The organism is Paraburkholderia unamae (genome assembly GCF_003096875.1).
GTDB classification, from domain to species: Bacteria; Pseudomonadota; Gammaproteobacteria; order Burkholderiales; family Burkholderiaceae; genus Paraburkholderia; species Paraburkholderia unamae.
Genome location: NZ_QEOB01000002.1, coordinates 1 through 22,455, shown reverse-complemented (window position 1 = coordinate 22,455; position 22,455 = coordinate 1). Strand labels below are relative to the sequence as shown.

Annotated in this window: 23 protein-coding genes; 5 read left to right on the top strand and 18 right to left on the bottom strand. The window is 65.6% G+C overall.

Annotation, left to right across the window (positions count from 1 at the left end; translation table 11 throughout):
- Positions 1 to 5: 5 nt before the first annotated feature.
- The 9 genes from trpB to leuC all read right to left on the bottom strand — a co-directional run bounded on the left by trpB (position 6) and on the right by leuC (position 10,465).
- On the bottom strand, positions 6 to 1,199 hold the full coding sequence (trpB, locus tag C7402_RS04040) for a tryptophan synthase subunit beta (protein ID WP_112169739.1): 1,194 nt from the start codon (positions 1,197 to 1,199) through the stop codon (positions 6 to 8).
- 77 nt (positions 1,200 to 1,276) lie between these two features.
- Complete coding sequence (locus tag C7402_RS04035; RefSeq protein WP_112169740.1) at positions 1,277 to 1,963, bottom strand: phosphoribosylanthranilate isomerase; 687 nt, start codon at positions 1,961 to 1,963, stop codon at positions 1,277 to 1,279.
- Positions 1,964 to 2,027: 64 nt separating this feature from the next.
- On the bottom strand, positions 2,028 to 2,843 hold the full coding sequence (truA, locus tag C7402_RS04030; protein ID WP_116609695.1) for a tRNA pseudouridine(38-40) synthase TruA: 816 nt from the start codon (positions 2,841 to 2,843) through the stop codon (positions 2,028 to 2,030).
- Between the two features lie 17 nt (positions 2,844 to 2,860).
- A complete protein-coding gene (locus C7402_RS47360) occupies positions 2,861 to 5,392 on the bottom strand; it encodes a FimV/HubP family polar landmark protein (protein ID WP_208948886.1) in 2,532 nt (843 codons plus the stop codon).
- Positions 5,393 to 5,610: 218 nt separating this feature from the next.
- Entirely contained in the window at positions 5,611 to 6,732 is a 1,122-nt protein-coding gene (gene asd, locus C7402_RS04010; protein WP_116609691.1) for an aspartate-semialdehyde dehydrogenase, read from the bottom strand.
- Between the two features lie 322 nt (positions 6,733 to 7,054).
- Positions 7,055 to 8,122: a 3-isopropylmalate dehydrogenase gene (gene leuB, locus C7402_RS04005; RefSeq protein ID WP_116609690.1), complete on the bottom strand. Its 1,068-nt coding sequence runs from the start codon at positions 8,120 to 8,122 to the stop codon at positions 7,055 to 7,057.
- Positions 8,123 to 8,157: 35 nt separating this feature from the next.
- Positions 8,158 to 8,808, bottom strand: coding sequence for a 3-isopropylmalate dehydratase small subunit (gene leuD, locus C7402_RS04000; protein ID WP_112169744.1), 651 nt, complete (start codon positions 8,806 to 8,808; stop codon positions 8,158 to 8,160).
- Positions 8,809 to 8,910: 102 nt separating this feature from the next.
- Positions 8,911 to 9,051 (bottom strand): hypothetical protein, encoded by a 141-nt coding sequence (locus C7402_RS03995; RefSeq protein WP_165841777.1) that lies wholly within the window; start codon positions 9,049 to 9,051, stop codon positions 8,911 to 8,913.
- 4 nt (positions 9,052 to 9,055) lie between these two features.
- Positions 9,056 to 10,465, bottom strand: a complete 1,410-nt coding sequence (gene leuC / locus C7402_RS03990) for a 3-isopropylmalate dehydratase large subunit (RefSeq protein ID WP_112169745.1) — start codon at positions 10,463 to 10,465, stop codon at positions 9,056 to 9,058.
- A gap of 647 nt (positions 10,466 to 11,112) precedes the next feature.
- On the opposite strand from leuC, the gene C7402_RS03985 reads away from it, so the two are divergent.
- On the top strand, positions 11,113 to 12,021 hold the full coding sequence (locus C7402_RS03985) for a MipA/OmpV family protein (RefSeq protein WP_224038757.1): 909 nt from the start codon (positions 11,113 to 11,115) through the stop codon (positions 12,019 to 12,021).
- Here C7402_RS03985 and C7402_RS03980 read toward each other — a convergent pair.
- A complete protein-coding gene (locus C7402_RS03980; protein WP_133254410.1) occupies positions 12,018 to 12,449 on the bottom strand; it encodes a hypothetical protein in 432 nt (143 codons plus the stop codon). The two genes, C7402_RS03985 and C7402_RS03980, sit on opposite strands and share 4 nt — an antisense overlap.
- A 164-nt stretch (positions 12,450 to 12,613) precedes the next feature.
- Here C7402_RS03980 and C7402_RS03975 point away from each other — a divergent pair, with 164 nt between their 5' ends.
- The 3 genes from C7402_RS03975 (at position 12,614) to C7402_RS03965 (ending at position 14,478) form a co-directional block, all read left to right on the top strand.
- The gene (locus C7402_RS03975) at positions 12,614 to 13,600 is read left to right on the top strand and encodes a TerC family protein (RefSeq protein ID WP_112169747.1); all 987 of its coding nucleotides are present in this window, start codon (positions 12,614 to 12,616) and stop codon (positions 13,598 to 13,600) included.
- A gap of 126 nt (positions 13,601 to 13,726) precedes the next feature.
- A complete protein-coding gene (locus C7402_RS03970; protein WP_112169805.1) occupies positions 13,727 to 14,014 on the top strand; it encodes a TFIIB-type zinc ribbon-containing protein in 288 nt (95 codons plus the stop codon).
- Between the two features lie 56 nt (positions 14,015 to 14,070).
- Positions 14,071 to 14,478 (top strand): tellurite resistance TerB family protein, encoded by a 408-nt coding sequence (locus C7402_RS03965; protein ID WP_112169748.1) that lies wholly within the window; start codon positions 14,071 to 14,073, stop codon positions 14,476 to 14,478.
- A 130-nt stretch (positions 14,479 to 14,608) separates the two neighbouring features.
- Here the strand turns inward: C7402_RS03965 and C7402_RS03960 are convergent, their stop codons facing one another.
- The 4 genes from C7402_RS03960 to C7402_RS03945 form a co-directional block, all read right to left on the bottom strand.
- On the bottom strand, positions 14,609 to 15,265 hold the full coding sequence (locus tag C7402_RS03960) for a response regulator transcription factor (protein ID WP_112169749.1): 657 nt from the start codon (positions 15,263 to 15,265) through the stop codon (positions 14,609 to 14,611).
- Between the two features lie 62 nt (positions 15,266 to 15,327).
- Positions 15,328 to 16,644, bottom strand: coding sequence for a sensor histidine kinase (locus tag C7402_RS03955; protein ID WP_116609689.1), 1,317 nt, complete (start codon positions 16,642 to 16,644; stop codon positions 15,328 to 15,330).
- A gap of 72 nt (positions 16,645 to 16,716) precedes the next feature.
- Positions 16,717 to 17,211 carry a hypothetical protein gene (locus tag C7402_RS03950; protein ID WP_112169751.1) on the bottom strand — a complete coding sequence of 165 codons (495 nt, stop codon included), beginning with the start codon at positions 17,209 to 17,211 and terminating at the stop codon, positions 16,717 to 16,719.
- A gap of 247 nt (positions 17,212 to 17,458) precedes the next feature.
- The gene (locus C7402_RS03945) at positions 17,459 to 18,307 is read right to left on the bottom strand and encodes an alpha/beta fold hydrolase (RefSeq protein WP_116609688.1); all 849 of its coding nucleotides are present in this window, start codon (positions 18,305 to 18,307) and stop codon (positions 17,459 to 17,461) included.
- Between the two features lie 172 nt (positions 18,308 to 18,479).
- On the opposite strand from C7402_RS03945, the gene C7402_RS03940 reads away from it, so the two are divergent.
- Positions 18,480 to 18,944 (top strand): VOC family protein, encoded by a 465-nt coding sequence (locus C7402_RS03940; protein WP_112169753.1) that lies wholly within the window; start codon positions 18,480 to 18,482, stop codon positions 18,942 to 18,944.
- A gap of 135 nt (positions 18,945 to 19,079) precedes the next feature.
- On the opposite strand, the gene gltA is transcribed toward C7402_RS03940, so the two are convergent.
- From gltA to C7402_RS03920, 4 genes are all read right to left on the bottom strand, one after another.
- Positions 19,080 to 20,381: a citrate synthase gene (gene gltA / locus C7402_RS03935; RefSeq protein WP_112169754.1), complete on the bottom strand. Its 1,302-nt coding sequence runs from the start codon at positions 20,379 to 20,381 to the stop codon at positions 19,080 to 19,082.
- 86 nt (positions 20,382 to 20,467) lie between these two features.
- Positions 20,468 to 20,734, bottom strand: coding sequence for an FAD assembly factor SdhE (locus C7402_RS03930; RefSeq protein ID WP_112169755.1), 267 nt, complete (start codon positions 20,732 to 20,734; stop codon positions 20,468 to 20,470).
- A gap of 15 nt (positions 20,735 to 20,749) precedes the next feature.
- Complete coding sequence (locus C7402_RS03925) at positions 20,750 to 21,451, bottom strand: succinate dehydrogenase iron-sulfur subunit (protein WP_112169756.1); 702 nt, start codon at positions 21,449 to 21,451, stop codon at positions 20,750 to 20,752.
- Between the two features lie 28 nt (positions 21,452 to 21,479).
- A partial coding sequence (locus C7402_RS03920; protein ID WP_116609687.1) for an FAD-binding protein occupies positions 21,480 to 22,455 on the bottom strand: 976 nt, incomplete at its 5' end.

Sequence of the window (22,455 nt, the reverse complement as noted above, 5' to 3'; positions counted from 1 at the left end):
GGCGCTCAGAACTGGATGCCCGATCGCTCGGCGACCGTATGCATGTCCTTGTCGCCGCGGCCCGACAGGTTCACCAGCAGGATCTTCTCCTTCGGCAATGTCGGCGCGAGCTTCGCGGCATACGCGAGCGCGTGGCTCGATTCGAGCGCGGGAATGATGCCTTCGATGCGGCAGCAGTCGTGGAAGCCCTTGAGCGCTTCCTCGTCGTCGATCGTCACGTACTGCGCGCGGCCGCTGTCCTTGAGCCACGCGTGCTCGGGACCGACGCCCGGATAGTCGAGACCGGCCGAAACCGAATGCGTCTCGATGATCTGGCCGTTTTCGTCTTGCAGCAGGTACGTCCGGTTGCCGTGCAGCACGCCAACCGTGCCGGCCGCGAGCGAGGCGGCGTGACGGCCCGTGTCCATGCCGTCGCCGGCCGGTTCGACGCCGATCAACTGCACCGAAGTGTCGTCGATGTACGGATAAAAGATGCCCATCGCGTTCGAACCGCCGCCCACGCACGCGATCACGGAGTCGGGTTGACGGCCCGTCATCTCGGGCATCTGCACGCGGCATTCGTCGCCGATCACGCGCTGGAAGTCGCGCACCATCATCGGGTACGGGTGCGGGCCCGCCACGGTGCCGATGATGTAGAAGGTGTTTTCGACGTTGGTGACCCAGTCGCGCATGGCTTCGTTGAGCGCGTCCTTGAGCGTGCGCGAGCCCGACTCGACCGGCACCACGGTCGCGCCCAGCAGCTTCATGCGGTAGACGTTGGCGGCCTGGCGGCGCACGTCCTCGGCGCCCATGTAGACCACGCACTCCATGCCGAAGCGCGCCGCGATGGTCGCGGTGGCCACGCCGTGCTGGCCTGCGCCGGTTTCGGCGATTACGCGCGGCTTGCCCATGCGCTTGGCGAGCAAGGCCTGGCCGATCACGTTGTTCACCTTGTGCGCGCCGGTGTGATTCAGGTCTTCGCGCTTGAGGTAGATCTGCGCGCCGCCCAGCAGCTCGCTCCAGCGCTGTGCGTGATAAATCGGCGACGGACGGCCGACAAAATGCTTCAACTCGCGCTCATATTCGGCGCGGAAGTCGGGATCGTCCTTGTATTTCGCGTAGGCGTCGCGCAGCTCGTCGATCGCCTGCATGAGGGTTTCAGCAGCGAATACGCCGCCATAGGGGCCGAAATGGCCACGTTCATCTGGCAAATTGTACATAAGTCACTCGCTCGACCGGACTTGGGAAGGTCCACATTGCGTGGGCCGTGCCGGCCAAAGGGGCATGCGCCCCGGAATTATCCCGCGTCCGCTTCGCGCACCGCGCGCACGAACGCCGCCATGCGGGCGTGATCCTTCACGCCCTTTGCGCCCGGCACTTCGATGCCACTGGAGACATCGACAGCGAACGGACGCACCTGGCGAATCGCATCACCGACGTTTTGCGCGTTCAAGCCACCACTCAAAACGGCCCGACGCGCGAGCCCTGCGGGAATAAGTGACCAATCGAAGACCTTTCCGCCGCCGCCGTAGCCTTCGACATGGGTGTCGAACAGCAGGCCGCTGGCTGATGAATAACGATTAGCCGATTCTATCAAATCGGCTTGCCGAGTATCGGCCGCCACTCGCAGCGCGCGCAACCAGGGCAAACCGGCAACGGAGGCAAGCGATTCGCACTGCTCGGGCGTTTCGTCGCCGTGGAACTGGAGCATGGTGAGCGAGACATTGCTCGCCACCTCGCTCATCCACTGCGGCGTGGCGTTCACGAAGAGACCTACCACCGAGACGAACGGCGGAATATCGTGCGTGAGTTCCACGGCCTGCGCCACGCTCACCGAACGCGAACTGGGCGGATAGAACACGAGTCCGACAGCGTCGGCGCCGAGGTCGATGGCGTGCGCGAGCGCGTCGGGCGTCGAAAGTCCGCACAGCTTGATGCGCGTGCGGTGCGCGGCGGCGTTGGCGGGTTGCTCGGCTGGCGTCATGGTTCGAAGTGCGGTGTGTGTCGCGGTGATTCGGTGATTCGGTTCGGTGTGCCCGCGCCGGGCGTCAAGCCTGGTCTTGCGGCGCGTCGCTCCAGATCGCGCTCCACGGCACGCTTGCCGTATGCGCGGCGGGCACCGCGAACTCGTCAGGATAACCTACCTGGGCGAGGTAGAGGCCGTCGGGCATGAAGGTCGGCGCGGCTACGGTGCGGTTGCGCCCGGCCAGCACCTCGGCCATCCAGGCTTCGGGATAACGCCCGCGGCCCACGGCCACGAGGCAGCCCATCAGGTTGCGCACCATGTGATGCAGGAACGCGTTGGCGCGAAAGCGAAAGTGAATGAAATCGCCCTGCGGCCGGATATCGATCTGGTACAGGTGCTTCACCGGCGTCTTCGCCTGGCACTCCGACGAGCGGAACGCCGAAAAATCATGCTCGCCGATCAGATGCGCGGCGGCTTTGCGCATCGCCTCGACATCGAGCGGCGTGTGGATCCAGCCTGCGCGCCCCGCCAGCATGGGCGAGCGCACCGGGTTCACATAGAGCACGTAATAGTAGGTGCGCTCGAACGCCGCGAAGCGTGCATGGAACGCCTCGGGCATGACCTTGGCCCACTGCACGGCCACGGTGGAAGGCAGGAACGCGTTGGTGCCGCGCACCCACGAAAACTCCGTGCGGTCGAGGTCGGTGTCGAAGTGCACGACCTGGCCGAGGCCGTGCACGCCCGTGTCGGTGCGACCCGCGACGATCGTGGACAGCGGCACGGTGGCGAACTCGCGCAGCGCGCGCTCGAGCGCGTCCTGCACCGTCTTGCCGTGCGGCTGCGATTGCCAGCCGCAGAACGCGGCGCCGTCGTACTGGATTCCTAGCGCGATACGCATACGGCTCGTGTTCGGCGTCAGGAAAGCGGTGCGAGCGTCGACAGCAGCGCCTGCGCGTCGCCGCGCGTGGCGTGGTCGTTCGACTCGATCACTTCGTTGATGAGCGAGCGCGCGCCGGCCACGTCGCCAAGCGCGATGTACTCGTGCGCGAGATCGAGCTTGTTGCGCGCAATGCGCGCGAGTTGCTCGGGCGTGAAGACCGGCAGCGGCTCGGCCGAATCGGGCGGCAGATTCAGGTCGAAGTCGAGCGTGAGCGCGCCGAAGCGCGGTGCAGCGAGACCCGCGAGCGCGCCCACGCCCGCCGTGCCCGCCTGGATGGCCTCGCCCGCCAGCGGCTCAGGCGGCTCGTAGAAAGGCGAGGAGAATCGCGCCGACGCTTCGGGCGTGGCCACGGGCTCGGTCGAGAGCGGGGCCGCCGGCACGACCGGCTCCCCAGGCTCGACGACGCGCGGCGGCAGCGCCATGTCAATGTCGCCCAGCGCATGAACGGCATCTTTCGGAAATTCGGTCGGTACTTCGGCGTAATTCATGTCTTCTGCGGGGACTGCCGGTATTTCAGGTTCGTTCGGCAACGCCGACGGGCGCTGCAATGCTTCGGTTTCTTGCTGCGCATGGAGGGTGGGCGCCTCGTGGACCTCGTGCGCCTCGTGCGCCTCGTGCACCTCGTGCACCTCGTGCGCCTCGTGCGCCTCGTGCGCCTCGTGCGCCTCGTGCGCCTCGTGCGTCTCGTGTTCCTCTCGCGCCGCATCGCCGCCGAAATCCAGCGCCAGATCGGGCGTGGCGGGTGCCGCGACGTGGGCAGGTTCTTCCAGCGTGCGCGCAAGCACCTCCGCGTCTTCGGCCGAGCGCGGCGTGGTGAGGCTCTCGGGAGGCAGCGCCGATGCGCCCAGTTCCGCAGCGGCGGCGAGGCTTGCCGCATCGGTTGCGTCGGCAAGCGTCTGCGGCTCGCCCGGTTCTACGCCGCGCGGGAGTTCGTCGTGCGATGCGTGATGTTCCTGCGCGAACGGCGGCTCTTGCAGCTCTTGCGGCTCTTGCGCTTCCTGCGGGGCCGCCGGTTGCAGCGGCTCGGACAGCGTGGGCGGCAACGCGTCAGCAGCGGCGAGGCTCGCCGAATCGGTGGCGTGATCGGGTGTCTCGTCGCGCTCCAGCGGCTCGGAAGTGACGACCGGCGTGGGGACCCGCGTGATCGTCACTGCGTCTTTTTCGGACGCGGCTTCGCTCACGCCCGGTTGCGCTTCGGCGCGGGCAATCGGTTCGCGTAATGCCGGCGAGACCTCCGGCAACGCAGCGGCGGCAGCAACCGCCGCGGCAGCCACAGGGGCGGCCGGCGTTGCGGGCGTTACGGACACAGCGGGCGTTACAGGTACGGCGGGAATAACCGGTGCAACGGGTGTCGGCTCCGGCGTTGCTTCGGCGGGAGCCTGCTCTGCGGGCTTGCGGCGCTTGCGCGTGAGCAAACGCACGAGCAACGCGAGCAGCACCACGACAACTGCCGCCACCACGCCGATCGAAACCGGCGTGAGTTCAACTTGCCCGCCGGTTGCGCCCGCGTGACCCGCGCCTGATTGCACAGGTGCGCCGCCTTGCGCGGCGGGCGCGCCTGCGGAGGCACCATTTGCGCCGGCCGCCGATTGGGCCTGCTGTGCCGGTTGCGCCGATTTGCCGATGCCGTGCTGCTGCAACGCCATGAGCACGCGGTTCTTGAGCGCGAGGAGCTGCTGGAGGCTGGAAACCGACACGGGCGCGGGCGCAGTCGTCGCGCCCTGCGCGGGAGCGGTCGCCGTCGCGCCACTCGCAGCGGGCGCCGTCTGGATCGCGCCGCTCCACACGTGGGAGTCGCTGGCCGAAGCGGCCGCCGTCGGGGCGCTCGCGCCAGCCGTTGCCGCCGATGCGCCGGAAGCCGATTGCACGGCCGCTTCGGGGCCGCTTGCCGCGACCGTCGATGCACCCGCGACAGCAGCCTGTGCCGCGCTCGCGGCGCTGGGCGCGCTCGCGCCAGCCGCTGCGACAGATGCCACAGCGGCCGCCGTCGAAGCCGCCGATACGGCCTGGGCAGCCGCGCTCGAAGCGGCGGCGGGCGCGCTGACGGGAGCCGCAGCGGAAACCGGCGTCGATGCCGATGCGGCGGCTGCGGGTGCGGCAGGCGCAGTGGCCGTGGAAGCGGCGGCAACCGCCCCCGAAGCCGCAGTCATGCCGGCCGCCGCGCTCGAAACGTCCGGCGTAGCGGGCACGCCCAGCGCCGCGCCCACGCGCATGCGGCTGGGGTCGTGCTTCATGAACGCATCGGGATTCGCGTCGAACAGCGCCTGGCTCATTCGTGCGAGCGTCGCCTTGTCGTGCGATTGCGTCACGTCAACAGCGACGTCATGCAGCGACTGGCCGGGACGCACGGTGTAGTGCCCGATGATGCTCACCGGCGCGCTCGCCGCAGCGGCCTGCGCACCGCTCGCGCCAGCGGCAGCAGCGGCACCGCTCGTACCACCAGCGCCACCTTGTGCCGCGGCAAGGCTACAGAACACCAAACTCGTGGCCGCCACAACGGCGCGCATTACTCGCCGCCCTTCGGCGCGCCTCGCGCGAGGCGCGGCGGAAACGGAATCAAATCGAACGATCATCAGTTGCCCTGGCATACCGCTCTTGCGGCTGTCGATCAAATGGGAATGTGCTGCGGGGCGGTTGCAATCTCGATTGCAATAAAAAAAGCGCCGCGACTGGCGCGGCGCTTTTCACCCTGTCTACGCGTCATCAGGCGCGTAGTTTAATTCATTCACTTGTCGAGCAGAATGCGCAACATGCGGCGCAGCGGCTCAGCCGCGCCCCACAGCAGCTGATCGCCCACCGTGAAGGCCGACAGATACTCGCCGCCCATCGCCAGCTTGCGCAGACGACCGACCGGCACCGACAGCGTGCCCGTGACCACGGCCGGCGACAGATCGCGCATCGACGCTTCGCGCTCGTTCGGCACGACCTTGACCCAGTCGTTGGCCGAAGCGAGGATGCCGTCGATCTCGTCGAGCGGCACGTCCTTGTTCAGCTTGATCGTGAGCGCCTGCGAGTGGCAGCGCATCGCACCGATACGCACGCACAGACCGTCGACCGGAATCGAGCCCGGCTGGCCCATGGCCGGCTTGCCGAGAATCTTGTTGGTTTCCGCGCCGCCCTTCCACTCTTCCTTCGACATGCCGTTGCCGAGGTCCTTGTCGATCCACGGAATCAGCGAGCCCGCGAGCGGCACGCCGAACTGGCTGGTCGGCATGGCGTCGCTGTTCATGGTGGCGAGCACCTTGCGGTCGATGTCGAGAATCGCCGACGACGGGTTCGCCAGGTCGGTCGCCACCGATGCGTTGAGCGCGCCCATTTGCGAGAGCAGCTCGCGCATGTTCTGCGCGCCCGCGCCCGAAGCCGCCTGATACGTCATGGCCGTCATCCAGTCGACGAGGCCTTCGCGGAACAGGCCGCCGAGCGCCATCAGCATCAGGCTGACCGTGCAGTTGCCGCCGACGAAGTCCTTCTGGCCCTTGACGAGCGCATCTTTGATGACGTCGAGGTTGACCGGGTCGAGAATGATGACGGCGTCGTCCTTCATGCGCAGCGCCGAGGCCGCGTCGATCCAGTAGCCGTTCCAGCCTGCCGCGCGCAGCTTCGGATACACCTCGTTGGTGTAGTCGCCGCCCTGGCAGGTGATGATGATGTCGCACTTCTTGAGCTCGTCGACGCTGTTCGCGTCCTTGAGCTTCGTCTCGTTTTTGGCGAACGACGGAGCCGCGCCGCCTGCGTTGCTGGTGCTGAAAAACACCGGTTCGATCAGGTCGAAATCGCGTTCTTCCTGCATGCGCTGCATCAGCACGCTGCCGACCATGCCGCGCCAACCTACGAGACCTACGTTCATGACTAACCCTTGAGATGGACACTTCCCCGCTTCGCTCGCCCGGCGTGGCCGCGCGGGGAAGATGAGCGGGCACGACGAGCGATCAACGAATGGTGATCGTTTTGATAATCGTTTTCGTGGTGATGGCGAGCGAAATCACGCGAGCCGTGCCGCGGATGTTCGTAACAGTCGTGATCGGGGAGATCTTCGCCATCGAAGCAATATACACGAAACAGTCAAATTACGCGGAAAAAACCACACTTTCCGCTATTTGCAACGCCCGTTCTTCCGGCGCGCGAAACAAAAAAGGGCACGCCTGCAACAGCGTGCCCTTCGTGCGACTTTACAGCGCGGCGATCACGGCGTCGCCCATCGCCACGGTGCCGACCTGCTTGCAGTCCGGCGTGACGATATCGGCGGTGCGATAGCCTTGTTCCAGCACCTTCTTCACCGCGCTCTCGATACGGTCCGCCTGTTCCGGGCGCCCCAGCGAGTAGCGCAGCATCATGGCCGCCGACAGGATCGTGGCGAGCGGATTGGCAATGCCCTTGCCCGCGATATCCGGCGCCGAGCCGTGCGACGGCTCGTACAGCCCCTTGTTGTTCTTGTCGAGCGAGGCCGAAGGCAGCATGCCGATCGAGCCCGTGAGCATCGCGGCTTCGTCCGAAAGAATGTCGCCGAACATGTTGCCGGTCACCACCACGTCGAACGCCTTCGGCGCCTTCACGAGCTGCATGGCCGCGTTGTCGACGTACATGTGCGAGAGCTCGACGTCCGGATATTCCTTCGAGACATCGATCATGATGTCCTTCCAGAACTGCGACGTTTCGAGCACGTTGGCCTTGTCCACCGACGTGAGCTTCTTCTGGCGCTTTTGCGCGGCCTGGAACGCCACGTGAGCGATGCGGCGCACTTCGGGCTCCGCGTAGCGCATCGTGTCGAAGCCTTCGCGCGCGCCCTTGAAGTTGCCGTCCGGCGCTTCGCGCGTGCCGCGCGGCTGGCCGAAGTAGATGTCGCCGTTCAGTTCGCGCACGATCAGGATGTCGAGGCCCGAAACGATTTCCGGCTTCAGCGACGACGCACCCGTCAGCTGCGGATAGCAGATCGCCGGGCGGAAGTTCGCGAACAGTTCCAGATGCTTGCGCAGGCCGAGAATGGCCTGCTCCGGACGCAGCGCGCGCTCGAGCTTGTCGTACTTCCAGTCGCCCACGGCGCCAAACAGGATCGCGTCGGCCGACTTCGCCAGCGCGAGCGTGGCTTCGGGCAGCGGGTGGCCGCTCGCCTCGTAGCCCGCGCCGCCAACGGGCGCTTCTTCCATCTCGAACTTTTCGCCCAGTGCGTTGAGCACCTTGACGGCTTCCTTGACGATCTCGGGACCGATGCCGTCGCCCGGCAACACTGCAATCTTCATCCTGTGTTTCCTCGCTGTATTTCGTTCTGCGTTGATCAGATGACGCGGTTGTTCAGCCACGGCTGGCGCGCGAGGCGCTCGGCTTCGTACTGGCGGATCTTGTCGGCGTGACGCAGCGTGAGGGCGATGTCGTCGAAGCCGTTCAAGAGGCAGTAGCGGCGGAACGCGGCGACTTCGAACGGATATTCCTTCGAGCCGTCGGTCGTGCGCACGACCTGCTTGTCCAGATCGATCGTGAGCTGGAAGCCGTTGAACGCGTACGTTTCGTTGAACAGGTGGTCGACGTCGGACTCGGAGAGCACGATCGGCAGCAGGCCGTTCTTGAAGCAGTTGTTATAGAAAATGTCGGCGAAGCTCGGCGCGATGATCGCGCGGAAACCGTACTGGTCGAGCGCCCACGGCGCGTGCTCGCGCGAGCTGCCGCAACCGAAGTTCTTGCGCGTGAGCAGCACCGATGCGCCTTGATAGCGCGGCTGGTTCAGCACGAAGTCCGGGTTCAGCGGGCGCTTCGAGTTGTCCTGACCCGGCTCGCCGTGGTCGAGGTAACGCCATTCGTCGAAGGCGTTCGGGCCGAAGCCGGTGCGCTTGATCGACTTGAGGAACTGCTTCGGAATGATCGCGTCGGTATCGACATTCTCGCGATCGAGCGGCGCCACGACGCCGGTGTGTACGATGAATTTTTCCATGATCCGTGATCCTGATGGATGCTGACCGGGCCGGGGCGTTCGATGGTTTCGTCGCGCCCCGGCTACAAGCCGTGCTGGCTGTGAAAGGCTGTGAGGCGTGCGTCAGAGCTTGCGCTGGACGGCGCGCGCGGAGCCGCTGATGTCCTCGCCCACGCCGGCCACCGTGTTGCAGCCTGCGAGCGCGAGGAGCCAGCCCGCCATCACGAACAGCGCCACGCGGCGCGTGATCGCATTGACCTTCATGGCCTTACCCCAGCTTGCGAATGTCGACGAAATGACCTTCGATCGCCGCTGCGGCAGCCATGGCCGGGCTCACCAGGTGCGTGCGACCGCCCGCGCCCTGACGGCCTTCGAAGTTGCGGTTCGACGTGGACGCGCAGCGCTCGCCCGGCTCCAGCCGGTCGGCGTTCATGGCGAGGCACATCGAGCAGCCCGGTTCGCGCCATTCGAAGCCCGCGTCGACGAACACCTTGTCGAGGCCTTCGCGCTCGGCCTGCGCCTTCACGAGGCCCGAGCCCGGCACCACCATCGCGAGACGGATGTTCGACGCCACGCGGCGGCCGAGCTTCTTCACGACGTAGGCTGCGGAGCGCAGGTCTTCGATACGCGCGTTCGTGCACGAGCCGATGAAGATCTTGTCCGGCTTGATCGACTCGATCGGCGTGTTCGGTTCGAGCGCCATGTATTGCAGCGCGCGCTCCATCGCATCGCGCTTGACCGGGTCCTTTTCGCGCTCGGGGTCGGGCACGCGGCCGTCGACGGAGGTCACCATTTCCGGCGAGGTGCCCCACGTGACCTGCGGCACGATGTCGGCCGCGCTCAGTTCGACCACGCGGTCGAAGTGCGCGCCGTCGTCGGTGCGGAAGGTCTTCCAGTAGGCGACGGCCTGATCCCATTCCGCACCCTGCGGCGAGAACGGGCGGCCCTTCAGGTATTCCACCGTGGTGTCGTCCACGGCGACCATGCCCGCGCGCGCGCCGGCTTCGATCGCCATGTTGCACACGGTCATGCGGCCTTCCATCGTCAGGCCGCGGATCATCGAGCCGCCGAACTCCATGGCGTAGCCCGTGCCGCCCGCCGTGCCGATCTTGCCGATGATGGCGAGCACGATGTCCTTCGCGGTGCAGCCGCGCGGGAGCGTGCCCTCGACCTTCACGAGCATGTTCTTGCTCTTCTTTTGCAAGAGCGTTTGCGTGGCCAGCACGTGCTCGACTTCCGAGGTGCCGATGCCGTGCGCGAGCGCGCCGAACGCGCCGTGCGTGGACGTGTGCGAGTCGCCGCAGACGATGGTCATGCCCGGCAGCGTCGCGCCCTGCTCGGGACCGACGATGTGGACGATGCCCTGGCGCAGGTCGTTCATCTTGAACTGCGTGATGCCGAAGGCGTCGCAGTTCGAATCGAGCGTGTCCACTTGCAGCTTCGACACCGGGTCGGCGATGCCGTGGCTGCGGTCGGTGGTGGGCACGTTGTGGTCGGAGACGGCCAGGTTCGCGCTGATGCGCCAGACCGGGCGCTCATGCAGCTTCAGGCCTTCGAAAGCCTGCGGACTGGTGACTTCGTGCAGCAACTGACGGTCGATGTAAAGGAGCGTCGTGCCGTCGTCTTCCGTGTGGACCACATGCGAGTCCCACAATTTGTCGTAGAGCGTCTTTGCCATGGTATGCGGGGAATGTTTGTCTGCGGGCAATACTGTGTGAATCGATTATGCCACGCGAAACCCGCCGGCTACAGGGCTCATTGTGAAAAAAGCGATAAAAAACAGGGGGTTATGCTGGTAGTCGCGATACCTGTATCAGCGTTACCCGGCGCGCGCGGGCGGCCAGGCGAAACCGGGCCGCAGAAATAGGGATGCGCCGGCCCGACTGCGACCGGCGCAAGATGGCTACCGCTGTGAGGGCGGTGGAACATGGAACCGGATCGCGCGACACAGGGGGGAGCCGCTCGACCGAAGTCCATGACTGTCTAACGGCACGCCGGGCTAAGGGTTTAATCGGGGCACATGCCGATTGCGCAATGCGTTGGCAACGCGTCGACAACCGGGCGTCATGCACCAGCATGGCGCAAGCCTCTGCACGATTGAAATAAAATAGGCATCCTGATTAATTGCCTGCTCAATCGCGCCTTGAGATGCTGGTTCAGCCTGCGGGGCGTGCGCGAGGCGGCCATGAGAACCCGGGCGGCCCGCCGGCCCGGCGTTCGGGCACGACGCTTGCGAGACGAGCGCGCCCGCCCGTTGTTCAGCCTGGGTTTGCTACGCGCTGAAAAGAACAACGCCGCGGCCGGTCAGGCAAACACGGAGGCTTCATGCCATTCGCAATGCGCTCGGCGCAACAAAGAACAAACAGAACAGGCACCACGGCATCGCGTCACACCTCGCGACGCGCGGCGCTCGCGGCCGCAGCGTGCGCCTGCGCCGCGCTCGCGCCGCGCGCCCAGGCGCAGACGCCCTCGCCGCTCGGCGAATGGCAATATTCCGCCGGCATTCCGCTCGAGAAGCTCTTTCAGCCGAACCGCCCCGACCTCGAGGCGCGCCTTGGCGTGGGCACGACCTTCGAGCCGCGCTACGACGGCTCGGACCGTTATCACATGCTGGTGGGACCGAGCATCGACGTCCGCTACAAGGACATTCTGTTCGGCTCGACGGGCGAAGGCTTCGGCGTGAACGTGCTCCAGGGGCAGAACTGGCGCATGAGCGTGGCTGCCGCCTACGACCTCGGGCGGCGCGCCCACGACGACCCGACGCGCCTGAACGGGCTCGGCAACATCAACCCGGCGCCGGAAATGAAGATCGCGGGCGAATACGTCGTCTCCAAGGACTTTCCGCTCGTGTTCCGCGCGGCCTTCACGCGCAGCTTCGGCGGCTCGAACGGCTGGACCGCCGACCTCGGCGCCTACATGCCGCTGCCTGGCAGCAACGAGACGTTCTATTGGTTCGCGGGCCCCTCGGTTACTTTCGCCGACTCGAACTACATGCAGAGCTGGTTCGGCGTGACGCCGCAGCAATCGGTCGCTTCGGGCTACCGGCAGTACAACGCGAGCGCGGGTCTCAAGTCGGCCGGCTTCGGCATCACGATGGTCTACTTCGTGAACAAGCACTGGTTCGTGAGCGCGGACGGCGCGATCAAGCGCCTGTTGGGCAGCGCCGCGCACAGCCCGATCATTCAGACGAAAACGGGCGGCGTTTGCGACGTTTCGATTAACTATCAGTTTTAGCGGCAGCCAAGCGCGCGGTACTCCTTCTCCGCATCCCTGCGCTGGTTGTAGCGCTGCTGCGTATTTTCCTGCTCCCCGGAGCGGCCGTAGTTCGGCACGACCGCATTGGCCTGATCGGTCCCTGCCGGTCTGAATGCGTGGTCATACTCCGCCGCCACTTCCTTGCAGCGCTTCGTCAGCTCGCTCGCCCGATCGCTTGCAGCAGGCGCGGTCGCAATGCCCATGTTCTGCTGGAGCGGGCTGCGATATTGGCGTGGGCTCGCGTCCGGCGGCGCGAGGTTATCCGTCGTTTGTGCGTGCGCTCTGCTTGCCATCGTCAGCAGGCAAAGCACGGCGAGAAGGCAGCGGGCAATCATGGCGTCGAGGGGTATCGATGTGGACAAAAGGCGAAATCGTATCCGCGTCGCGCTGTTGCATGCCTGATCCACGTCAACGCGTACACGCCGGGCGGCATCGCACCGGCCCGATCTCATTCAGCGATCATTCTTCGTAGCTATCCTGACCCGATGGGCCGCGGCCCATGCGGCTGACGGCGGCAGGCAACCCCTGCGCAAACAGCGGCCTCTTCCCCACTTCTCGCAAAGGATCGACCATGCTTGCGCCGCTCGTCACGGCTCCCTTTCTCGGGCAGCCGGTATGGCTCTGGGTAGCATTCCTCACGGTCGTGATCGTGCTGCTCGCGCTCGATCTCGGCGTACTGCATCGCGACGATCACGAAATCGGCATTCGCGAAAGCCTGTGGCTCTCGCTCGGCTATATCGCCGTGGGCGTGCTGTTCGGCGCCTTCGTCTGGTGGCAGCTCGGCGTGGAGCGCGCCACTGAATACATCACCGGCTATCTGATCGAGAAGTCACTCTCGCTGGATAACGTCTTCGTGATCGCCTCGATTTTCGGCGCGCTCGCCGTGCCGCGCGCGCTTCAGCACCGCGTGCTGTTCTGGGGCATCGTCGGCGTGCTGGTGCTGCGCGCGCTCATGGTCGGCCTGGGCGCGGCGCTCGTTACGCAGTTCGAGTGGATGCTGTTCGTGTTCGGCGTGTTCCTCGCCGTGACCGGCGTGAAGATGCTGTTCGGCTCGAAGGAAGAGACCGGCGTGGAGGACAGCGCCATGCTGCGCTGGCTGCGCCGCACATTGCCGCTCACGCCGCAGCTCGAAGGGCGCGCGTTCCTCGTGCGGCGCCCGCACCCGCGCACCGGCAAGCCCGCGCTGCTCGCCACGCCGCTGCTGCTCGCGCTGCTGATGATCGAGTTCGCCGACCTGATCTTCGCCGTCGATTCGATCCCCGCGATTTTCTCGATCACGACCGATCCGTTCATCGTCTATACGAGCAACATCTTCGCCGTGCTTGGCCTGCGCGCGCTCTATTTCGCGCTCGCGGCCATGGCGCACCGCTTCTACTACCTCAAGCACGCGCTTGCGCTGGTGCTCATCTTCATCGGCGCGAAGATCTTTCTGGTCGGCATCATCGGCAAGATTCCCGCCTTGCTCAGCCTGGGCGTGACGGCGGCGCTGCTCGCGGGCGGCGTGGTGGTGTCCCTATTCAGGACGCGCGAGACGAACGACACACTCGGCGCATCCTGAGCCCGCCTCGCGCTCCTCATTCTTCGCTCATTTTTCTCTGCGAGGATGGGTTCCATCGAAGCCGCATTGCCCGCCACACAAGGCGATGCGGCTTCCGATGACCTGTCATTCAATACGGAGCGCATCATGAAATGCCCGAACTGTCCCGACGTTACCCTCGCGCTCTCCGAGCGTCAGGGCGTGGAACTCGACTACTGCCCGCAGTGTCGCGGCGTCTGGCTCGATCGCGGCGAACTCGACACGCTGATCGAACGCGCGGGCAACTCGCGCCGCAGCGACGAAAGGGATGCGCAGGCAGGCCGCCATCAGGGTTCGGGTCATGGGCAAGGCGACTACGCCCCACGCCGCGCCCATGACCGCCACGGCGGCTACGAGCGCCGCCGCAAGTCGTGGCTCGGCGACCTGTTCGACTGAGGCACGCCGCGCTTCAACGATTCCATCGACGTCACGCTTTGAGAGGATTCCTTACCATGCGTACCTATACCTGCAACAGCCCGCAGGCCGCGGGCCGGATCGTCGCCATCGCCCTCCTCGCTGACGGCCACCTGAGCAGCGAAGAACTGGCCGCCGTGCATCGCGCGCGCATTGCCGACCGGCTCGGCCTCGCGCCCGGCGAGTTCGGCACGATCGTGCAAAGCCTGTGCGAAGACCTGCTGACGAGCTCGCACCTGAACTGGAGCGACGCGTGCAAGCTCGACTCCGACGTGATGCAGCAGGTGATGCGCGAGCTCGACGACCCCGCGCTGCGCGCCGAGGTGCTCACGCTCTGTCATGTGGCGGTGTATGCGGACCGGCATGTGGCCGAAAGCGAAGTCGCGTTGCTCGCCTCGCTCGGCCGCGCGTGGCAGAAGGAGCCGTGGCAGCGCCTGCTGGCCTGAGTTGGGATGCGATGCGCGCCTTCCCCCGCGCATCGCTTCACGCGGCGCCCCTCGCACGCCGCGACTTTTCTTGCGCGCTCCTGTTGCGCGCTTTTTTTTGCACGTTTTTTTGCGTGCTTTTATCAGGTCCTCACGCGCATACGGCCCAGCCAAGCCCGCGTACGTTGCGGATCACCGCGTGGCCGAACTTGCGGCGCACGCTATAAATCACGGCATCCACCGCATTGCTTTCCACCTCTTCGCCCCAGCCGTAGAGCCGCTCCTCGAGTTGCTGACGCGAGAGAATCGCGCCGGGCCGCTCCAGCAGCGCGAGCATGAGCGCGTATTCGCGCGCGGAGAGATCGTCGGCCTGGCCGTCGAACGTGAGACGGCGGGCGTTCATGTCGAGCGTCACGCGCCCGCTGCCCATCGTCGGCGACGCAAAACCCGCCTTGCGGCGCACCACGGCGCGAATGCGCGCGAGCAGTTCCTTGCTCTCGAAGGGCTTCACGAGGTAGTCGTCCGCGCCGAGGTCGAGGCCTTCCACGCGCGTGTCCACGTCGTCGCGCGCGGTGATGATGAGCACGGGCGTGGCGTCCTGGGCTTCGCGCAAGCCGCGCAGCACGTCGAGCCCGCTCATGTCGGCCAGGCCCAGATCGAGCAGGACGGCCGTGTACGAGCCGTCGCGAATCGCCGCGCGTCCGCTTTCGCCCGTGCGCACCCAGTCGACGCTGTACGAAGCGTCCTTCAACGCGCGCAGCAGCGCGGGCCCGATCAGCAGATCGTCTTCGATCAGCAGAATGCGCATCGTGTCCGTCCTTCCATTTCCTTGCTTTCCCGGATTTTGCCTGACTTCGTGCGCTGCGCCGCTCACGCGCGCGGCAATTCGATGCGCGCGACGATGCCGCTTTGCCCGTCGCCGCGGTTGGCGAGCGTCACGCGCCCGCGATAGCTCTGCGCCAGCGCCTGCGCGATGGCAAGACCCAGGCCGCTGCCCTGTGTATCGTGGCCGCCCACGCGGAAAAAGCGGTCGAACACGCGCGTCAGATCGGCCTCGGCAATGCCCGGCCCGTTGTCGGTCACTTCGATCACCACGGTCTTGTCTTCGCGCCGCACCGCGACGTCCACGCGCGCGCCTTGCTGGCCGTAGCGGATCGCGTTATCCGCGAGATTGCGCACGAGCGCGCGCAGGTCCGACTCGGTGGCGCGCACGCTCACGTCGTCGAGGCGCTCCACGCCCAGATCCACACTGCGCGCGTCGGCGAGCGGCAGCAGGTCGGCCAGCACGTCGGTCACGAGTTGCGGCAGCGGCACGTCGGTGAGCACGCGCTGCGCGCTGCCGATTTCGGCGCGCGCGAGACCCAGCAGTTGCGAGACGAGCGAGCCGGTGCGCACGATGCCGCGACGCAGTTCCTCGAAGCGCTCCGGATACTGCTCCGGCGGCGCGTTGCGCAGATTGTCGATCTGCAACTGCATCGCGGAAATCGGCGAGCGCAACTCGTGCGCCGCGTCGGCGATGAACTTGCGCTCCGCATCCACGAGCACCGCAAGGCGCTCGATCATGCGGTTGATCGACTCGACGAAAGGCCGCAGTTCGAGCGGCGCCTGCGCGACTTCGAGCGGCTTGAGGTCGTGCAGGTCGACGTTTGCCGCGCGCCGCCCGCTGCGCTCGAGCGGTCGCAGCGACACACGCACCGTCACGGCGATCGTGAGCGCGAGCAGCGGCAGCAGCGCGAGCACGGGCAGGAGGCTCCAGAACGCCACGCGCAGGGCGTTGCGGTTGCGCATGCTGCGCGATTCGGCCACCTGAATGTATTCGTCGCCGGCCGCGAGGGCGAACACGTCCCACGCTTCGCCGTCGTACTCGATCGACGAGAACCCGCTTGGCGCGCGCGGCAGCGCGAGCCGCGCGTTGCTCGTGCGGCTCGGCGCGTCGCCGTCGTCCGCGGACCAGATCTGCACAACGAAATCGTCGGATGGCTGCCGCTTGCCCTGCCGCTCCGTGGCGAGATGCCGCGTGCCCGCCTGCACGTGCGCGGCCGCGTCGCGCAGGCTGGCGTTGAACTCGGTGGCGAGACTGCGTACGACGAGGAAGGTGCCGAGCGCGCCCAGCACGCCAACGAGAATCGCGAGCGTGCCGATCGCAATGCTCAGGCGGCGATGCAGGGAATGCGCGGCGAAGAACATGGAGCGTCTCGGGTGGGGAGGCGCGCTCCATCATAAAGGATTCGCGGCGCGCTTCAGGCTGCGCCGCGTGTTTCAGCGATGCCCGCCGCCGCCCATGCCGCCTGCGTGTCCCATCCCGCCCCAGACGCCGCCGTGACCACCGTGAAAGCCGCCATGGAAGCCGCCGTGCATGCCCGAAACCGGGTGCATGTGCGGGCCGCCGGGGGCGACGTGATCCATGTGATGAAAATGATGGAAGTGGTCGACGAATACGAACGAGCCCCCGATGAACACCGGCGGCCACGTGCCGTACCATGGACCCGCGTACCAGGTCGTCGCGTCGGTCCATGCCACGGGGTAGACCTCGGTGCCGTCGTTGCTCTGGACGATCTGCCAGGTGCCGTCGGGCTGCAAGCACGCGAGACCGCTGATTAACTGCGGCGCGCCGTCGATCTCGGCCGTGCCCGTGACGGTACGGCATGCGGGTGGCGGGTAATACGACCCGTCCGCGGCCTGCTGCGAAGCAACCGGCGTCGAGCAGGCGCCCAGCAGACAGACCAGCAGATTGAAGGCGAGAAGTTTGCGCATGATGTCGCCCCTCGCGATGGACCGGCCACGCGGCGCGCGAAATGCGCGCCGACGCCGTGAAGACCCCCATCTGTACGCCTTGCATGCCCACGCGAGCGTTTTGCGCGCGCGTGGGCGTGTCATCTGCAAAACGAGGGGCGTGGCGGCGCTATTCCCTGGACACGGCGCGTGCGTGCCCGCACCCCGATTACCTATTGTTTCCAATGCGGTTTCCACTGCGGTTCCCACTGCCCCGCCGGGGCGCCGCTCACGCCTGCCACTGCGTCACGAATGCGCGGATATCCTCGTTCACGCGCGCGGCCTGATTGAAGTACATGCCGTGCGTGCCGCCTTCGTAGACCTTCAGCGTCGCGCGAGCGAGCGCCGCCGCCGTGGGACGGCCGGTGATCTCCAGCGGCGCCGAAGCGTCGCAATCGCCGTGCAGCACGAGCGCGGGCACGTCGATCGCGGCCAGTTCGCGGCGGAAGTCGGTTTGCATCTGCACGCGGGACAGTTGCGCCGCCGCGAAGAGCGACGCGCCCAGCATCATGTCGGCTGTCCATTGAATCGTCGTGCGCGAGGTGCCGGGGCTGAAGTAGGCTTGCGCGCGGCGTTCGATCCAGTCGGGAAACGACGTCAGCATTTCGTCGATCGAGTCCTCGAAGAGGCTCGCGTCGAGGCCGCCAGGATTGTCGGCACGCTTGAGCAAACACGGCGTGGATGCCGGTGAGACCAGCACGATGCCGGCCACGCGCCGCGCGCCGTGGCGGCTCAAATAGCGCACGATCTCGCCGCTTGCGAACGAATGACCCACCAGGGTCACGTGCTCAAGTCCGCGTGCGTCGAGCACGGCTTCGAGGTCGTCGGCCAGCGTGTCGTAGTCGTAGCCTCGGCCCGGATCGCTCGAACGACCGTGGCCGCGACGGTCGAACGCCACGCAGCGCAAGCCGCTTGCCGCGAGCGGCGCGCATTGGTAGTGCCACATGTCGGCGTTGAGCGTCCAGCCCGAGAGAAAGACGAGCGGCGCGCCTTCGCCCCAGTCGCGGTAATGCAGCGCCGTGTCGCTGTCGACGCGGATATAGCCGGGTTGGCGGGCATTGAGGGTGTCGCGTGCCATGGTCGTTGCTCCTTGCGGTTGGGTGATCCATGAGCCACATGGTCGACGACGACGTGCGCGCCGGCGATTACGTCGGAGGTAATGGCCACGCATCCGGCGCAAGAACGTGCTGCGCGCACCCGCACCCCGCCGGTGCTAGATTCTTCACACGTACTGCCCCAAGGAGACAAGCATGAGCAACACCTCACCGCGACCGACCTTTGGTTCCGCCATCTATTACCGCGATCCGCTCGCCGCGCTCGACTGGCTCGAAAAGGCCTTCGGCTTCAAGCGCCAGTTCGTCGTGACCACGCCGGACGGCAAGCTGTGTCACTCGGAAATGCGCTTCGGCGACGGCTACCTGATGATCTGCGGAGAATGGCCCGGCATGCCCGCCACGCCGCCCGGTTCGCTCGAAGGCAAGAACACACAGTCGGTTCATGTGCAGTTGAAAAGCGGGCTCGACGCGCACTGCGAGCGCGCGCGCAGCGCGGGTGCGAAGATCGTGCGCGAGCCGGACGACCAGTTCTACGGCGACCGCGTGTACGCGGCCTGCGACCCCGAAGGCCACATGTGGAGCTTTGGCGAAACGGTGCGCGAGGTCACGCGCGAAGAGGCGGAAAAAGCGAGCGGGCTGAAGATCGACGGCTGGGTGTGAGCGCGGCCGTTGGCGGTTGGCTAGTAGCCGCTCGCCCCAAAGAAAAACGCCCCGACGGGTCATAACCCGTCGGGGCATTTGCGTGACTGCTTGCACGCGGCGCGCCATCTGGCGCGCGGCATGGCAAAGCGAAGCTTAGCGCTGAGCGATCGGCTTGGCTTCGCGCGGCGTTTCGCCGATGAACAGCTGACGCGGACGGCCGATCTTTTGCTCGGGGTCGGCGATCATTTCGTTCCACTGTGCAATCCAGCCCACCGTACGTGCCATCGCGAAGATACACGTGAACATCGAGGTCGGGATGCCCAGCGCGCGCTGCACGATACCCGAGTAGAAGTCGACGTTCGGGTAGAGCTTGCGCGACACGAAGTATTCGTCTTCCAGCGCGATCTTTTCGAGCTGCATGGCGAGCTTGAACAGCGGGTCGTCGTGCAGGCCGAGTTCGTTCAGCACTTCGTAGCACGTTTCGCGCATGAGCTTCGCGCGCGGGTCGTAGTTCTTGTACACGCGGTGACCGAAGCCCATCAGCTTCACGCCCGAGTTCTTGTCCTTCACTTGCTTGATGAACTCAGGAATCTTGTCCGGCGAGCCGATTTCTTCCAGCATGTTCAGTGCGGCTTCGTTCGCACCACCGTGCGCCGGGCCCCACAGACATGCGATACCGGCAGCGATACACGCGAACGGGTTCGCGCCCGAGGAGCCAGCCAGACGAACCGTCGAGGTCGAAGCGTTCTGCTCGTGGTCGGCGTGCAGGATGAGGATACGGTCGAGCGCGCGCACCAGCACGTCGTTGACCTTGTACTCTTCGCACGGGTTCGAGAACATCATGCGCATGAAGTTCGCGCTGTACGACAGATCGTTCTGCGGGTACACGAACGGCTGGCCGATCGAATACTTGTACGCCATGGCGACCAGCGTCGGCAGCTTCGCGATCATGCGGATTGCCGACACTTCGCGGTGCTTCGCGTTGTTGATGTCGAGCGAGTCGTGATAGAACGCGGACAGCGCGCCGACTGCTGCGACCAGGATCGCCATCGGGTGCGCGTCGCGGCGGAAGCCGCGGAAGAAGAACTGCATTTGCTCGTGAACCATCGTGTGCTGCGTGACGGTCTTCACGAACTCTTCCTTCTGTGCCGCGTTCGGCAGTTCGCCGCGGTACAGCAGGTAGCAGGTTTCGAGGAAGTCAGCGTTTTCCGCGAGGTTGTCGATCGGGTAGCCGCGGTAGAGCAGCTCGCCCTTGTCCCCGTCAATGTACGTGATGGCCGAGTTACACGCCGCCGTCGACATGAAGCCCGGGTCATACGTGAACTTGCCGGTCTGACCGTACAGTTTGCGGATGTCGATCACATCCGGGCCCATCGTGCCCTTGTAGATCGGCAGTTCGACGCTCGGCGAATTGTCGCTGAACGATAGCGTGGCTTTTACATCAGACGGGGTCATAGCACATCCTCAATCGAAGATAAACACAGGATTCGATAGTTTTGCACGTCCGGCGCGGCGCCCGCTCACTGCGGGCACTGCCGCGCTCAGACGTTCCGGAGCAGATCCAGCACCCGCTTCACGTCCGGGTCGGCAAGGTCGCCTTCTGGTTCCTTGCGTGCGAGCAGCAAGTCCATCAGGTCGTTATCGCTCAGCTCGAGCAGGCGCGTAAGCGCACCCACGTCGGCGTCGCTGAGTTCATGCTCATAGCGCTCGAAAAACCGCTCGAAAATCAGATCGTTTTCGAGCAGGCCGCGCCGCGCACGCCAGCGAAGGCGTGCGCGGCGATGAGGGTCAGACTGGTGCGATTCCATTTCAGAACAGCAACATCAAACCGCGCGGCGGAACATCAGTTCCTTGATCTTGCCGATCGCCTTGGTCGGGTTCAGGCCCTTCGGGCAAACGTCGACGCAGTTCATGATCGTGTGGCAACGGAACAGACGGTACGGGTCTTCCAGGTTGTCCAGACGGTCGCCCGTGGCTTCGTCGCGGCTGTCCGCGATAAAGCGGTAAGCCTGCAACAGGCCTGCCGGGCCGACGAACTTGTCCGGGTTCCACCAGAAGCTCGGGCACGAGGTCGAGCAGCTCGCACACAGAATACACTCGTACAGGCCGTCGAGTTCGTCACGCTGCTCAGGCGACTGGAGACGCTCCTTTTCAGGCGGCGGCGTGTCGTTGATCAGGTACGGCTTGATCGAGTGATACTGGTTGAAGAACTGCGTGAAGTCGCAGATCAGGTCGCGCACGACGGGCAGGCCCGGCAGCGGACGCAGCACGATCTTCGCCGGCAGGTCGTTCAGGTTGGTCAAGCAGGCGAGACCGTTCTTGCCGTTGATGTTCATGGCGTCCGAACCGCACACGCCTTCACGGCACGAACGGCGGAACGACAGCGTTTCGTCCACTTCCTTGAGCTTGACCAGCGCGTCGAGCAGCATGCGCTCGTGCGTGAGTTCCAGCTCGTACGTCTGCATGCGCGGCGCTGCGTCCTTGTCCGGATCGTAGCGGTAGACTTCAAAAATACGTTTGGCCATTTCCGATTCCTTGTGACTGGCTTGTGCCTTAGAACGTACGCGCCTTCGGCGGCACGGACTCGACGGTCAGCGGCTTCATGTGAACCGGCTTGTAGTCAAGACGGTCTTTTTCGCTGAACCAGAGCGTGTGGCGCAGCCAGTTTTCGTCGTCGCGGTGTTCGTAGTCGCTCTGTGCGTGCGCACCACGGCTTTCCTTGCGGGCTTCAGCCGAAACCATCGTTGCGCGCGCAACTTCGATCAGGTTCGCCACTTCGAGCGCTTCCACGCGCGCCGTGTTGAACACCTTCGACTTGTCCTTCAGGTGGATGTGCTTCGCGCGCTCGGCGATCTCGGCGATGTCCTTCACGCCGTCTGCCAGCAGCTTCGAGGTGCGGAACACGCCAGCGTGCTTCTGCATCGAGCCGCGGATGTCGTTCGCGACGCTTTGCGCGTACTCGCCCGAGGTCGACTTGTCGAGTTCGGCGAGGCGTGAGAGCGCGAAGTCGGCGGCGTCGGCCGGCAGCGGCTTGTGATCGCGCAGCTCCTTCACGTGCTTGACGATGTGGTTGCCGGCCGCACGGCCGAACACCACGAGGTCGAGCAGCGAGTTCGTGCCGAGGCGGTTCGCGCCGTGCACCGACACGCACGAGCATTCGCCCACGGCGTAGAAGCCGTTGACGACTTCTTCGTGACCCTTCGGCGTGCCAACGACCTGACCGTTGATGTTCGTCGGGATACCGCCCATCTGGTAGTGGATGGTCGGCACAACCGGGATCGGCTCCTTGATACAGTCGACATTCGCGAACTTCAGCGCGATTTCGCGGATCGACGGCAGACGCTTCATGATCGTCTCGGCGCCGATGTGCGAGAGGTCGAGCAGCACGTGATCCTTGTGCGGACCCACGCCACGGCCTTCCTTGATTTCCTGGTCCATCGAACGCGAAACGAAGTCGCGCGGCGCCAGGTCCTTCAGCGTCGGCGCGTAGCGCTCCATGAAGCGCTCGCCGTTCGAGTTGCGCAGAATG

What these genes read in the sequence shown, in the direction of transcription:
- trpB (WP_112169739.1), bottom strand. Translation starts at nt 1,199, where the DNA reads ATGTACAATTTGCCAGATGAACGTGGCCATTTCGGCCCCTATGGCGGC.
- C7402_RS04035 (WP_112169740.1), bottom strand. Translation starts at nt 1,963, where the DNA reads ATGACGCCAGCCGAGCAACCCGCCAACGCCGCCGCGCACCGCACGCGC.
- truA (WP_116609695.1), bottom strand. Translation starts at nt 2,843, where the DNA reads ATGCGTATCGCGCTAGGAATCCAGTACGACGGCGCCGCGTTCTGCGGC.
- C7402_RS47360 (WP_208948886.1), bottom strand. Translation starts at nt 5,392, where the DNA reads ATGCGCGCCGTTGTGGCGGCCACGAGTTTGGTGTTCTGTAGCCTTGCC.
- asd (WP_116609691.1), bottom strand. Translation starts at nt 6,732, where the DNA reads ATGAACGTAGGTCTCGTAGGTTGGCGCGGCATGGTCGGCAGCGTGCTG.
- leuB (WP_116609690.1), bottom strand. Translation starts at nt 8,122, where the DNA reads ATGAAGATTGCAGTGTTGCCGGGCGACGGCATCGGTCCCGAGATCGTC.
- leuD (WP_112169744.1), bottom strand. Translation starts at nt 8,808, where the DNA reads ATGGAAAAATTCATCGTACACACCGGCGTCGTGGCGCCGCTCGATCGC.
- C7402_RS03995 (WP_165841777.1), bottom strand. Translation starts at nt 9,051, where the DNA reads ATGAAGGTCAATGCGATCACGCGCCGCGTGGCGCTGTTCGTGATGGCG.
- leuC (WP_112169745.1), bottom strand. Translation starts at nt 10,465, where the DNA reads ATGGCAAAGACGCTCTACGACAAATTGTGGGACTCGCATGTGGTCCAC.
- C7402_RS03985 (WP_224038757.1), top strand. Translation starts at nt 11,113, where the DNA reads ATGCCATTCGCAATGCGCTCGGCGCAACAAAGAACAAACAGAACAGGC.
- C7402_RS03975 (WP_112169747.1), top strand. Translation starts at nt 12,614, where the DNA reads ATGCTTGCGCCGCTCGTCACGGCTCCCTTTCTCGGGCAGCCGGTATGG.
- C7402_RS03970 (WP_112169805.1), top strand. Translation starts at nt 13,727, where the DNA reads ATGAAATGCCCGAACTGTCCCGACGTTACCCTCGCGCTCTCCGAGCGT.
- C7402_RS03965 (WP_112169748.1), top strand. Translation starts at nt 14,071, where the DNA reads ATGCGTACCTATACCTGCAACAGCCCGCAGGCCGCGGGCCGGATCGTC.
- C7402_RS03960 (WP_112169749.1), bottom strand. Translation starts at nt 15,265, where the DNA reads ATGCGCATTCTGCTGATCGAAGACGATCTGCTGATCGGGCCCGCGCTG.
- C7402_RS03955 (WP_116609689.1), bottom strand. Translation starts at nt 16,644, where the DNA reads ATGTTCTTCGCCGCGCATTCCCTGCATCGCCGCCTGAGCATTGCGATC.
- C7402_RS03950 (WP_112169751.1), bottom strand. Translation starts at nt 17,211, where the DNA reads ATGCGCAAACTTCTCGCCTTCAATCTGCTGGTCTGTCTGCTGGGCGCC.
- C7402_RS03945 (WP_116609688.1), bottom strand. Translation starts at nt 18,307, where the DNA reads ATGGCACGCGACACCCTCAATGCCCGCCAACCCGGCTATATCCGCGTC.
- C7402_RS03940 (WP_112169753.1), top strand. Translation starts at nt 18,480, where the DNA reads ATGAGCAACACCTCACCGCGACCGACCTTTGGTTCCGCCATCTATTAC.
- gltA (WP_112169754.1), bottom strand. Translation starts at nt 20,381, where the DNA reads ATGACCCCGTCTGATGTAAAAGCCACGCTATCGTTCAGCGACAATTCG.
- C7402_RS03930 (WP_112169755.1), bottom strand. Translation starts at nt 20,734, where the DNA reads ATGGAATCGCACCAGTCTGACCCTCATCGCCGCGCACGCCTTCGCTGG.
- C7402_RS03925 (WP_112169756.1), bottom strand. Translation starts at nt 21,451, where the DNA reads ATGGCCAAACGTATTTTTGAAGTCTACCGCTACGATCCGGACAAGGAC.